Genomic DNA, 11,696 nt, shown 5'->3' with positions numbered 1-11,696 from the left:
GGCGCGCGGTGTTTTGGGCGCGATTATGCCAGCGGGCCCCGGATTCTGCCGCGGCGTGCGCAAGCGTTGCTGCGGCCGCCTGAAATGAAAATTCCCGGCCGAAGCCGGGAACTTCAGGTGGAGCGGCGCAGCCGGGTCAGATATCCAGCTTGCTGATCTTGGAGCCGTTTACCGAGACGTCGAACATCAGGCCGGCATTGGTCTGCACGAAGGCAATCACCGGCTGCTGGCTGGTCAGGCTGTCGAGCCTGCCGTCCGCGCCGACCTTGGCCACCGCCACGTTGGCATCGGCGCCGGCGGTCCAGCCCTTGCTGGCAACAAACTTGTTGTAGGCCTCCGGGGTCATGAACATGATGATGACGGCCTTGGACTGCCCGCCGGCAGTCAGCCCGACCGAGGCCTGCGTCGTGCTGTAGTAGCCGACCGTCGCGCCCTTCGATCGCAGCGCACCCTCGCCGTACTCGCCGCCTACCACCAGGCCGGCCGAGATGACACGCGGGAACACCAGGACCCCTTGCGCACGCTGCGCCAGGTCGCGTGCGCCGGGATTGGCGGAGAACAGCCGGTTCAGCGCTCCGTCCACCCCTGCATCGATTTCCTGCTTCTTGGCGACCGGGTCCTTCGAGGCGCTGGTGCCGGTGGTGGTGCAGCCTGCCGCCATTGCGGTGGCAACGAGCAGGCCCGATCCGGCAACCCGGGTAACAAAGTGGCGACGATTCATAGGTAACCTCCTGATGGGAAAAGTACCGCGTCTGGCTCAGTGGCTCAGTTGGCTGCGGCTGCCGCGGGTGCCTTGACCGTAATGGCCACGACTTCACGGTAGACGATCTTGGCCATCTGGCCCTGCTTGATGCCGTTCAGGTCGATGGCCGGATCCTGCACTTTCACGGTGCGCAGCGTCTCGCGCGGACCGCGGAAGGTGATCAGGCGCTTGGCCGGGTCGACCTTGGTGATCTGTGCGGTCACTGTGGTGGTGATCTCGCGCATGATGCCGGGCTTGCCGCCCTCGGCGGCGCGCGTGGTGCGGTCGACCGATTCGGCCAGTGCGGTGGCCTTGCTGTCGACCGGCTCAAGCGCGGCGACCAGCGCGGCGCCACGCGCCACCGTGAGGATGTCGCCCTTGCGGATCTGGCCAAAGTTGCGGGCTTCGTCGCCAGCCACCAGTTCGACCACGTTGCCGCGCGGGCCCTGGACCAGCACGGCCTTGGATTGGGGATCGATATCGACGATCTTGCCGCTGATGACCGCCTCTTCGGCCACGCCGACCGGCGCCGGCGGGCGCTGGGCGTTGGCACTGCCGGCGGCGAACGCGGTGGCGGCGAGGGCTGCGGCGAGCAGGCTGGACGAATGGCGAATCATTGGCTTTCCTTGACGTATTTGTGAAGGTGCCGTGCCTGGCGGGGCGCGGCCATCGCAGCACCGGGCCGGTGCCGATAAAGCCATTGTGGACAATCGGCCACGGGCCAGCAATCCACTTCGAAAAAATTTGGAGCGCGAAATTAAAACGTTTAATTGGTGCTGCGCCGGGGCCCTGCCAAGGCGCTGTTGCTGCTTCGCAGCGTGCTGTCAGGCGTCGCCGAACAGCTCGCTGGCGCCGCTGCCTTGTGGGTTGGCCAGGCCGAAATGCCGGTAGGCGGCAGCCGTGGCCACGCGCCCGCGCGGCGTGCGCTGCAGGTAGCCTTGCTGGATCAGGTAGGGCTCGAGCACGTCCTCGATGGTGTCGCGCTCCTCACCGATGGCCGCGGCCAGGTTGTCTACGCCCACGGGGCCGCCGCCGAACTTGTGCAGCACGGCTTCCAGCAGCTTGCGGTCCATCAGGTCGAAGCCGACGCTGTCCACGTCCAGCATGGCCAGCGCCGCGTCGGCCATGGCGCGGGTGATGTTCCCGTCACCCTTGACCTCGGCGTAGTCGCGCACCCGGCGCAGCAGCCGGTTGGCGATACGGGGCGTGCCGCGCGCGCGCCGGGCGATTTCCAGCGCGCCCTGCGGATCGATGCGTGCATGCAGCAGCTGCGCCGAGCGCGTGACGATGCGGGCCAGCTCATCGGCGGTATAGAACTCCAGCCGCGCCACGATGCCGAAGCGGTCGCGCAGCGGGTTGGTCAGCATGCCGGCACGCGTGGTGGCGCCCACCAGCGTGAACGGCTGCAGGTCGAGCTTGACCGAGCGCGCCGCCGGGCCCTCGCCGATCATGATGTCGATCTGGTAGTCCTCGAGCGCCGGGTACAGGATTTCCTCGACGACCGGCGAGAGCCGGTGGATCTCGTCGATGAACAGCACGTCGTTGGCTTCCAGGTTGGTCAGCAGCGCGGCCAGGTCGCCCGGGCGCTCCAGCACGGGGCCCGAGGTCTGGCGCAGGTTGACGCCCATCTCGCGCGCGATGATGTGGGCCAGCGTGGTCTTGCCCAGGCCCGGCGGGCCGAACAGCAGCACGTGGTCCAGCGCCTCGCGCCGGTTGCGCGCGGCGTGCATGAAGATATCGAGCTGCCCGCGCACCTTTTCCTGGCCGACATATTCGTCCAGCAGCTTGGGCCGCAGCGCGCGCTCGAACGCCTCCTCCTGCGACGAGGCGGGGGTGGCGGCAATTACGCGGGCGGGGGCGGCAAGCTTGTCAGTTTCGATCATGGTGGTCAGGGGCCCGGACAGCGGCAACAATCCGCCATTCTACGCGCCTATGCAGGTCTCAAGCCTTGGACAATGCCTTGAGCGCCAGCTTGATGCCATCCGACACGCCGGTCCCCGCCGGCACCTGCTTGATCGCGGCGGCGGCTTCCTTCTCCGAGTAGCCCAGCGCCAGCAGCGCATTGAGCACGTCGACGGCGCTGTCCGGCACCGCCGGCGTGCCCGGCACGTGGCCCAGCTCCGCGCCCAGCTTGCCCTTGAGTTCGAGCAGCAGCCGCTCCGCGGTCTTCTTGCCGATGCCGGGAATGCGCGTGAGGCGGCCGGCTTCCTGCAGCGTGATGGCCTGCGCCAGCTCGGGCACCGACATGCCCGACAGCACCGCCAGTGCCATGCGCGCGCCGATGCCGGTGATCTTGATCAGCTCGCGGAAGGTGTTGCGCTCCGATGCGGTGCCGAAGCCGTACAGCAGGTGCGCGTCCTCGCGCACGATCAGCTGCGTCAGCAGCGTCACCGGCTGGCCCACCGCGGGCAGGTTGTAGAAGGTGCTCATCGGCACGTCCACCTCGTAGCCGACGCCGTGGCAATCGACCAGCAGGTGCGGGGGATTCTTCTCGATAAGGGTGCCGGCGATGCGTCCGATCATGGTGCGGAGGAGGGAATGGAAGGTGGGGGTCAGGGAACAGGCGGCCGCAAGTGTAGCCCAGCGGCCGCACGGCCGGGTCAGCGCGCCGGCGTATCCACCGCGCGCCGGCCCAGCGCCGGGTCGTCGGTGAAGAAGCCATCGATGCCGGCCGCGATAAAGGCCTGCACCTCCCGCTCCATGCCGGACGGGCTGCGCGTGGCGTCGTCGCCGCCGGTCTGCAGCGCCTTGGGCAGGAAGCTGTTTTCCGGACGGAAGGTGTAGGGATGGACGAACAGCCCGGCAGCATGCGCCTGGCGCACCACCGGCGTCGGCGCAGCCAGCGCGCCCTGCGCATCGCGCGGCACCACGCTGCTCTTCTCGGGGCCGATGCCGTCGGCATAGGCCGCCACCTCGCGCAGGCCGGTCGCGCCCAGCATGTCGCCGAAGGTGCGGCCGTCGCCCGCCAGCTTCCAGTCGGCCGGGCCCTTGCGCGGGTTGCCGATGAGCTGCACCAGCTTCACGTTGGGCTGCCCGCTGCCAAGCGTGCGCCGCAGCGCGCGCAGGCTGCCGGTCTCGAAGCACTGGATAAAAACGGGTGCGTTGCGCAGGTAGGGTTGTGCCCGGAGCGCGGCCACCAGCTTGTCCTCGAGCGGCAGCCCGATGCCGCGGAAGTAGCTCGGGTGCTTCAGCTCCGCGTAGATGCCGATGGGTTTGCCGGTGCGCAGCGCGGCCTGCTCGGCCAGGCGCACGATCTCGTCGAAGGTCGGCACCTCGAACTGGTCGTTCAGGCGCGCATTGTCCGGGCGCAGGCGCGGGATACGCTCACGCGCGCGCAGGGTCTTGAGCTCGGCCAGCGTGAAGTCTTCGGTGAACCAGCCGCTCAGGCGCTCGCCGTCGATCACCTTGGTGCGCTTGCGCTCGGCAAACTGCGGCAGCTCGGCCACGTTGGTGGTGCCGGTGATGTCGTTTTCGTGGCGCGCGACCAGCACGCCGTCGCGTGTCATGACCAGGTCGGGCTCGATGGCGTCGGCGCCGTCCTCGATGGCTTTGGCGTAGGCGGCAAGCGTATGTTCGGGGCGCAGTGCGCTGGCGCCGCGATGGGCGATCACCAGCGGTTTGGGAGGCTGGGTGGCGGCGGCCGCAGGCGCAGCGCTCGCGGTGGGTGCCGGCACCGGAGCCGCGGACACGGGCTTAGGGCGCGGCGCGGTGGCGCAGCCCGCGACCAGCGCGGCGCAGGCCGCGGCGGCCGGAAACAGCCAGCGCCGGAAGGCAAGAACAGGGAAGAGGCTGGGGCGCCGGCGCGGCGCGCTCAATCGGGACTGGCTAGGCATGCAGCGTTCCTGTGGTGAGACCAAGGCCCGATTGTAAAAGATGGGGAAGCGGGCGCAGCAAGCGCCAGCCGCTGGCGTGCTCAGCCGACCAGCCGCCCGCGCCGCACGCGCATGCCTTTGCGCACCAGGTCGGGCGCCAGGCCCGACAGCGTGCCCAGGGTATCGCTGCCGTTGGCATGGCAGATCGCCACGCCGAGCGCATCCGCCGCATCGCTGCCGGGCTGGCCGGGCAGCATCAGCAGCCGCGTCACCATTTCCTGCACCTGCGCCTTGTTGGCGCGGCCATAGCCGACCACCGCCACCTTCAGCTGCAACGCGGTGTACTCGAACACCGGCAAGCCATAGCCCACCAACCCGCAGATCACCGCGCCGCGGGCCTGGCCGAGCAGCAGCGTGGACTGCGGGTTGACGTTGACGAAGACCTTCTCGATCGCGGCGCAGTCGGGTGCATAGGTGCGCGACACTTCGCTGATGCCGTCGTAGAGGGTCTTCAGCCGTTCCGGCAGCGTTGAATTGCCGTCGCTCTTGATCGTGCCCGAGGCCACGTAGGCAAGCTTGTTGCCGTGCTTCTCGATCACGCCGAAGCCGGTGGTGCGCAGGCCGGGGTCGATGCCTAGGATTCGCATTGGGTGGGTAGGGTGGATGCCGTCGCTAGTGTATTGCCTTTTGCGCCGGCACCTAATGCAAAAAGCGGTTTCGCTTTCCCTTGCAGGAGAACGAAACCGCTTCGGGAGCCGGCGGCCTTGCCAGGCAAGACTGCAAGCACTGCCAGTGCTTAGTGGCGGAAATGCCGCGTGCCGGTCACCACCATGGCGATGCCGCGCTCGTCGGCGGCGGCGATCACTTCGTCGTCGCGCATCGAGCCGCCAGGCTGGATCACGCAGGTCGCGCCCGCGTCGACCACCACGTCCAGGCCGTCACGGAACGGGAAGAACGCGTCCGATGCCACTGCCGAGCCGGCCAGCGTCAGGCCGGCGTTCTGCGCCTTGATGCTGGCGATGCGGGCCGAATCGACGCGGCTCATCTGGCCCGCGCCCACGCCCAGCGTCATGCCGCCGCCGCAGAACACGATGGCATTGGACTTGACGAACTTGGCCACGCGCCAGGCGAACATCAGGTCGTCCATTTCCTTCGGGGTCGGGTGGCGGCGCGTCACCACGCGCAGCTCGGACGGCTGCACGTTCCGGGCGTCCGGGCTCTGCACCAGCAGGCCGCCGCCGACACGCTTGAAGTCATACTGGTTGATGCCCTTGCCCAGCGGGATCTCGAGCAGGCGCACGTTCTGCTTGGCCGCGAACACGGCACGCGCGCCGGCGCTGAACGACGGGGCGATCAGCACTTCGACGAACTGCTTGGCCACGGCCTGCGCGGCGGTTTCGTCCAGCTCGACGTTAAAGGCGATGATGCCGCCGAAGGCCGAGGTCGAATCGGTCTTGAAGGCCTTGTCATAGGCTTCCAGCGCATTCGCGCCCAGCGCCACGCCGCACGGGTTGGCGTGCTTGATGATGACGCAGGCGGCGCCGCTGGCGGCGTCGAATGACTTGACGCATTCCCAGGCCGCATCGGCGTCGGCGATGTTGTTGTACGACAGTTCCTTGCCCTGCAGCTGCACGTAGTTGGCCAGCGCGCCGTCCACGGCCTTCAGGTCGCGGTAGAACGCGGCGGACTGGTGCGGGTTCTCGCCGTAACGCATTTCCTGCACCTTGTCGAAGGCCAGGTTCAGCGTCTGCGGGTAGGCGCTGCGAGCCTGGTGCGACTTGTCGGCACCGAGGCTGGTCAGGTAGTTGGTGATGGCGCCGTCGTATTGCGCGGTGTGCGCGAACACCTTGGTGGCCAGGCGGAAATTGGTGTCGTAGCCGACGCTGTTGGCGTTGGCGCGCATTTCGTCGAGCACCACGGCATAGTCGGCCGGGTCGACGATCACGGTCACGTCGCGATGGTTCTTGGCCGCCGAACGCAGCATGGTCGGACCGCCGATGTCGATGTTCTCGATCGCGTCGGGCAGGGTGCAGTCATCCTTGGCCACGGTCTGCTGGAACGGGTACAGGTTCACCACCAGCAGGTCGATGGTCGGGATGTCGTGCTCGGCCAGCGCGGCCATGTGCTCGGGCAGGTCGCGGCGCGCCAGGATGCCGCCGTGCACCTTCGGGTGCAGCGTCTTGACGCGGCCGTCGAGCATTTCCGGGAAGCCGGTGTAGTCGGCCACCTCCGTCACGGGCAGGCCGCTGTCGGCCAGCAGCTTGGCGGTGCCGCCGGTGGAAAGCAGCGTGACGCCGAGCGCGTTCAGTTCGCGCGCGAAATCGACGATGCCGGTCTTGTCGGAAACGGAGAGTAGGGCTTGCTTGATCATGGCTGTGGGAGACGCTTCAAATTCAAAGTAAACCGTGCTGCTGCAGCTTCTTGCGCAGCGTATTGCGATTGATGCCGAGATAGGCGGCGGCCAGCGACTGGTTGCGCTCGGCGCGCACCATCACGGCTTCCAGCAGCGGCCGTTCGACCGCCTCGAGCACCATGTTGTACATATTCGACGGCTCTTCGCCGTCCAGGTCGCGAAAATAAGTGTCCAGGCTTTCCCGGATGCACTGGTCGATAGCGTTGCGGCTCATGCGGCAAGCAACTCCCCGTTTTTGTTGTTGTTCGCTTCGTCTTGGTCTTGTGCTGCGTCGTCCACGTACACCAGCCGGTCAGAGATCTGCGCCTGCTCGTCGAAGAACGCATTGACCGCCGCCAGTTGTTCGGCGGTGCTCTCCAGCGTGTTCATGCGGTGGCGGAACAGGTTGGCGCCGCGCAGCCCGCGCGTGTACCAGGCAATATGCTTGCGCGCGGTGCGCACGCCGGTGAATTCGCCATAGAAGGCGTAGTGGTCTTCCAGGTGCGCATTCATGATGGCACGGATCTCGGCAACTTCCGGCGACGGCAGCATCTCGCCGGTCTTCAGGAAGTGCTCGATCTCACGGAACAGCCAGGGCCGGCCCTGCGCCGCGCGGCCGATCATGATCGCGTCCGCGCCGGTCAGCGCCAGCACTTGCTTGGCCTTCTGCGGCGTGGTGATGTCGCCGTTGGCGACCACCGGGATCGAGACCGCTGCCTTGACCGCGGCAATGGTCTCGTACTCGGCGTCACCGTGGTACAGGTCGGCGCGGGTGCGGCCGTGGATGGTCAGCATGCTGATGCCCGCATCCTCGACCATGTGCGCGATGCGCAGCGCATTGCGGTTCTCGCGGTTCCAGCCGGTGCGGATCTTCAGCGTGACCGGCACCCGGTCGCCCACGGCGCCGACCACTGCCTGGACGATGCGCACCACCAGCGGCTCGTTCTGCAGCAGGGCCGAGCCGGCGGCGACGTTGCACACCTTCTTGGCCGGGCAGCCCATGTTGATGTCGATGATCTGCGCGCCGCGGTCCACGTTGTAGCGCGCGGCCTCGGCCATCATCGACGGCTCGGCGCCGGCGATCTGCACGGCGATGGGTTCGACCTCGCCGGCGTGGTTGGCGCGGCGCATGGTTTTCTCGCTCTTCCACAGCTGTGCGTTGGACGCCACCATTTCCGACACCGCATAGCCCGCGCCGAGCTGCTTGCACAGCTGGCGGAAGGGCCGGTCCGTCACGCCCGCCATCGGGGCGACAAACAGGTTGTTGCGGAGTTGGTGAGGTCCGATCTGCACGGTTGGGCGGCGGTTCTGAGAGGCCGTCCCGGTGACCGTAGCGCCCTCGCGGCGCGGATGGCGCCAGGGAAGGGATCGGGACAGCCTGCTCTGAGACGGAAGACGAAACGGAAAAACATGCCCCTGCCGAAACTGCTGCCGGCGTTGGATCGGGACATGTGCGAGGGCAGGATTCTACCGCCAAACCATCGCCATTGCCCAAGATTTGAGCATCCGGAGCGCAACCCGGCAGGGACCGTGGCGCAAACGCCGCCATGCGCGTGGCGCTTGCGCCACTGGCGAGGTCAGCGACGCATCCCGAACATCATGTGGCGCGCCAGCGCGTGCCGCAGCGGCGGCAGGCAGGCCAGCACGGCCAGCGACGCGCCCCGCGCGTGCGCGGCCAGCGGGTAGGAGATGCCGAACACGCGTGGCAGCAGGTCGGTCACGCCGATGGTGACGGCGCGGTCGAGCCGGTGGCGGCTGGCGAAGGCTTGCAGCGCCTGCGGCGTGCAGGCGCTGCGCAGCGAATCGGCCAGCGCGAAGGCGTCGCGCAAGCCCAGGTTGAGCCCCTGTCCGGCCACCGGGTGCAGCGTTTGCGCGGCATTGCCGACGGCCGCCACGCGGCCGTTGACGGTCACCGGGGCCGCATTCAGGCCGAGCGGGAAGGCATGGCGCTTGCCGGCCAGCGTGAAATGGCCCATGCGGTCGCCAAAGGCCCGGCCCAGTTCCGCCGCGAACTCCGCTTCCGGCAGCGCGATGCGCCGCGCGGCCTGCTCCGGCGGGCAGCACCACACCAGCGCATAGCCCGGCACGCCGTGCTCCTCGTGCGGCAGCAGCGCCAGCGGGCCTTCGTCGGTAAAGCGCTCCCAGGCCCAGCCCGGCTGCGGGCGCGAGCAGGTCACATGGGCGATCACCGCGGTCTGGCGATAGTCGCGCGTGCGCGCGCCGCGACCCTGGTGGGCGGCCTGCTGGTGGAACAGCCCGCCCTCGGCCTGCACCACCAGGCGCGCGGCCAGGTACTCCACCTGGCCGTCGTGGCCGGTGCCGGCCAGTCGCACGGCGCCGGCATCGGGATCGTCCGCGGCGCTCGGCGCGTGCTCCTGTGCGATCTGGTCGATGCGGGTCTCGAACACGCGCTGCAGCCGGCCTTCGCCCGCCGCCTGCGCGGCATGGGCGAGCGCGCGCTCCAGTGCCTCGCACAAGTCGCCGTAGCGGACCACGTAACCGAGCGCCGGCACGCCGTAGTCGTCATGGTGCAGCCGCACATGGCCGAAGCGGCCGCGCTGCGAGACATGGATATGCTCGATCGGGCTGCCGGGCACCGGCCAGGCGCCGATCTGCTCCAGCAGCTGGCGGCTGCCATGCGACAGCGCGATCGCGCGCGGATCGCGCGCGGCGCGCGCCGGCGTGGCGGCATCGACCAGTGTCAGGCGCCAGCCGGTAGTGCGGAGCAACTGGCAGGCCAGCGCCAGCCCGACCGGGCCGCCGCCGACGATGGCGATATCGCGCAGGCTTTGGAAATCAGGCTGCGCGGCCGGCATCGTCGCTGCCTCCTGCATGACCCGCATCCGCCTCCGTTGGTGCTGCCGCATCGCGCTTCCAGCAGATCGCATCCGAGCGCGACTTGCCGGCCGCAGCGTCGCGCAGCGCGTTCTCGAGCTTCTGGTGGTTGAAACCCGGCAGTGCGCGCAGCTGCTCAAGCAGTGCACCATGGTTGGCGGCATTCAGCGGCGCCACGCAGCCCTGGCCCGAATCGGGCGTGCCGATCAGGATCAGCCAGGCCGTGCCGGCCCAGGGCGCGCGGTCGGACACCCGCACCACCACGCGCTCGAGCGTGTCCCAGGCGACTTCCTCGCGCTGGCCGTCGGGGCGGTGCACCACCACGCGGTCGTCGTACAGGTTGATGATGAAGGGTTCGGACGGATCGGGCCGGCGGTCGCTGCCAGCATTGCTGCCGCTGCGGGACTGGCCCGGAAAGATCCTGCGCAGCCAGCCGATCATCGCAGACCTCCGGCAACGCTCGCGTTGTCGCGCATCAGCGCCTCGATCTCGTCGGCCAGCACCGGCACGCCGCGCGTGATCAGCTCGCAGTCGCCCTCGGTGACCACGGCGTCGTCCTCGATGCGGATGCCGACATGCCAATAGCGCTCGGGTATGTCCTCGGCCGGGCGCACATAGATGCCGGGCTCGATGGTCAGCACCATGCCCGGCTGCAGCGGTCGCCACGGACGCTCGCCTTCGCCGCCGTGGCTGGCCACGCGGTATTCGCCCACGTCATGGACATCCATGCCTAGCCAGTGGCCGGTGCGGTGCATGTAGAAGCGGCGGTAGCTGCCGCTGGCGAGCACATCGTCGAGCGTGCCCTCCTTGTTGCGGTCGAGCAGGCCGGTATCGAGCATGCCCTGTGCCAGCACGCGCACGGCGGCGTCATGCGGCACGTTGTAGGGCACGCCGGCGCGGGTCTCGGCAATGGCGGCGTCCTGCGCGGCCACCACCAGGTCGTACAGCTCTCGCTGCGCCGGCGAGAAGCGGCCCGAGACCGGGAAGGTGCGGGTGATGTCCGAGGCGTAGCCGTCGAACTCGCAGCCGGCATCGATCAGGCAGAGGTCGCCGTCCCTCAGTTCGGCGGGGCCGGCGCGGTAGTGCAGCACGCAGGCGTTGGGGCCGGCCGCGACGATCGAGTTATAGGCCACGCTCTGCGCGCCATGGCGGCGGAACTCATAGAGCAGTTCCGCCTCCAGGTGGTATTCACGCAGCCCGGCGCGGGTGGCCTGCATGGCCCGCACATGGGCCCCGGCGGAGATCTGCGCCGCGCGGCGCATGGTGGCCAGCTCGCCGGCATCCTTGAACAGGCGCATTTCATCGAGCACGGTGCGGATGTCGAGCGCAACCGACGGCGCGGCCACCCCGGCGCGGCCCTGCATGCGCACGGCGTCCATCCAGCGCCGCATCTGCACGTCGGTGCGGGTCGAGTCGGCCAGCGGGTAGGCGATCTGCGCGCGGTTGGCCAGCAGCGGCGGGAGCGCGGCGTCGATCTCTTCGACCGAATGCGCTTCATCGAAGCCGAACGCGGCGCGCGCGCCATCCGGGCCGAAACGGAAACCGTCCCAGATCTCGCGCTCTTCATGCTTGGGGCGGCAGAACAGGATGCTGCGGTCGGCATCGGCGGGGTCGCCCGGCGCGCCGGCCACCAGCACCAGCACGGCATCGGGCTCGGTAAAGCCGCTCAGGTAATAGAAATAGCTGTCGTGCCGGTACGGGTAGTCGCTGTCGCGGTTGCGCATGGCTTCCGGCGCCGTGGGCAGGATCGCCACGCCGCCGCCGCCGGCGCGCAGGTGCTGCAGCACACGGGCGCGGCGGTCGCGGCAGGCGGCGAGGAGGGCGTTGTCGGGTGAGGACATGGTAGGGCCTGGGATGAGGAGGATCAGGGCGATTCTACCGCCGCTGGCGCCTCGCTGGCCGCGGGATCGTCCGG

The 11,696-nt window shown here is 68.8% G+C and carries 12 protein-coding genes; all 12 read right to left on the bottom strand.

Annotation, left to right across the window (positions count from 1 at the left end; genetic code table 11):
* Positions 1-136 precede the first annotated feature (136 nt).
* On the bottom strand, positions 137-721 hold the full coding sequence (locus AC3WON_RS09065; RefSeq protein WP_492351648.1) for a BPSL1445 family SYLF domain-containing lipoprotein: 585 nt from the start codon (positions 719-721) through the stop codon (positions 137-139).
* A 44-nt stretch (positions 722-765) separates the two neighbouring features.
* A complete protein-coding gene (locus AC3WON_RS09060) occupies positions 766-1,359 on the bottom strand; it encodes a hypothetical protein (protein ID WP_492317677.1) in 594 nt (197 codons plus the stop codon).
* A 207-nt stretch (positions 1,360-1,566) separates the two neighbouring features.
* Positions 1,567-2,625, bottom strand: coding sequence for a Holliday junction branch migration DNA helicase RuvB (ruvB, locus tag AC3WON_RS09055; RefSeq protein ID WP_010813892.1), 1,059 nt, complete (start codon positions 2,623-2,625; stop codon positions 1,567-1,569).
* A 58-nt stretch (positions 2,626-2,683) separates the two neighbouring features.
* Positions 2,684-3,265: a Holliday junction branch migration protein RuvA gene (gene ruvA, locus AC3WON_RS09050; RefSeq protein ID WP_010813891.1), complete on the bottom strand. Its 582-nt coding sequence runs from the start codon at positions 3,263-3,265 to the stop codon at positions 2,684-2,686.
* A 77-nt stretch (positions 3,266-3,342) separates the two neighbouring features.
* A complete protein-coding gene (locus tag AC3WON_RS09045) occupies positions 3,343-4,575 on the bottom strand; it encodes a glycerophosphodiester phosphodiesterase (protein ID WP_492351647.1) in 1,233 nt (410 codons plus the stop codon).
* A gap of 80 nt (positions 4,576-4,655) precedes the next feature.
* Positions 4,656-5,201, bottom strand: coding sequence for a crossover junction endodeoxyribonuclease RuvC (ruvC, locus tag AC3WON_RS09040; RefSeq protein ID WP_492351646.1), 546 nt, complete (start codon positions 5,199-5,201; stop codon positions 4,656-4,658).
* A gap of 149 nt (positions 5,202-5,350) precedes the next feature.
* Entirely contained in the window at positions 5,351-6,925 is a 1,575-nt protein-coding gene (gene purH / locus AC3WON_RS09035; RefSeq protein WP_492351645.1) for a bifunctional phosphoribosylaminoimidazolecarboxamide formyltransferase/IMP cyclohydrolase, read from the bottom strand.
* Between the two features lie 22 nt (positions 6,926-6,947).
* A complete protein-coding gene (locus AC3WON_RS09030) occupies positions 6,948-7,181 on the bottom strand; it encodes a Fis family transcriptional regulator (protein WP_010813887.1) in 234 nt (77 codons plus the stop codon).
* Positions 7,178-8,239 (bottom strand): tRNA dihydrouridine synthase DusB, encoded by a 1,062-nt coding sequence (gene dusB, locus AC3WON_RS09025; RefSeq protein ID WP_454749237.1) that lies wholly within the window; start codon positions 8,237-8,239, stop codon positions 7,178-7,180. The genes AC3WON_RS09030 and dusB overlap by 4 nt, the downstream gene beginning before the upstream one ends.
* 284 nt (positions 8,240-8,523) lie before the next feature.
* The gene (locus tag AC3WON_RS09020; protein ID WP_492351649.1) at positions 8,524-9,762 is read right to left on the bottom strand and encodes a UbiH/UbiF/VisC/COQ6 family ubiquinone biosynthesis hydroxylase; all 1,239 of its coding nucleotides are present in this window, start codon (positions 9,760-9,762) and stop codon (positions 8,524-8,526) included.
* A complete protein-coding gene (locus tag AC3WON_RS09015; RefSeq protein ID WP_492351644.1) occupies positions 9,743-10,222 on the bottom strand; it encodes a hypothetical protein in 480 nt (159 codons plus the stop codon). The genes AC3WON_RS09020 and AC3WON_RS09015 overlap by 20 nt, the downstream gene beginning before the upstream one ends.
* Positions 10,219-11,622, bottom strand: coding sequence for an aminopeptidase P N-terminal domain-containing protein (locus AC3WON_RS09010; protein ID WP_492317674.1), 1,404 nt, complete (start codon positions 11,620-11,622; stop codon positions 10,219-10,221). Before AC3WON_RS09010 ends, AC3WON_RS09015 begins: the two co-directional genes overlap by 4 nt.
* Positions 11,623-11,696 lie beyond the last annotated feature (74 nt).

The sequence above is a fragment of the Cupriavidus sp. FW305-46 genome, from assembly GCF_058787075.1.
Note: the sequence above shows the minus strand (reverse complement) of the source record. Positions and strands in the feature narration are given on the sequence as shown.

Excerpts from the sequence above, each read along its gene's own strand:
- purH (WP_492351645.1), bottom strand. The coding sequence starts at position 6,925 with ATGATCAAGCAAGCCCTACTCTCCGTTTCCGACAAGACCGGCATCGTC.
- ruvB (WP_010813892.1), bottom strand. The coding sequence starts at position 2,625 with ATGATCGAAACTGACAAGCTTGCCGCCCCCGCCCGCGTAATTGCCGCC.
- ruvC (WP_492351646.1), bottom strand. The coding sequence starts at position 5,201 with ATGCGAATCCTAGGCATCGACCCCGGCCTGCGCACCACCGGCTTCGGC.
- AC3WON_RS09060 (WP_492317677.1), bottom strand. The coding sequence starts at position 1,359 with ATGATTCGCCATTCGTCCAGCCTGCTCGCCGCAGCCCTCGCCGCCACC.
- AC3WON_RS09030 (WP_010813887.1), bottom strand. The coding sequence starts at position 7,181 with ATGAGCCGCAACGCTATCGACCAGTGCATCCGGGAAAGCCTGGACACT.
- AC3WON_RS09015 (WP_492351644.1), bottom strand. The coding sequence starts at position 10,222 with ATGATCGGCTGGCTGCGCAGGATCTTTCCGGGCCAGTCCCGCAGCGGC.
- AC3WON_RS09020 (WP_492351649.1), bottom strand. The coding sequence starts at position 9,762 with ATGCCGGCCGCGCAGCCTGATTTCCAAAGCCTGCGCGATATCGCCATC.
- AC3WON_RS09045 (WP_492351647.1), bottom strand. The coding sequence starts at position 4,575 with ATGCCTAGCCAGTCCCGATTGAGCGCGCCGCGCCGGCGCCCCAGCCTC.
- AC3WON_RS09010 (WP_492317674.1), bottom strand. The coding sequence starts at position 11,622 with ATGTCCTCACCCGACAACGCCCTCCTCGCCGCCTGCCGCGACCGCCGC.
- AC3WON_RS09065 (WP_492351648.1), bottom strand. The coding sequence starts at position 721 with ATGAATCGTCGCCACTTTGTTACCCGGGTTGCCGGATCGGGCCTGCTC.
- ruvA (WP_010813891.1), bottom strand. The coding sequence starts at position 3,265 with ATGATCGGACGCATCGCCGGCACCCTTATCGAGAAGAATCCCCCGCAC.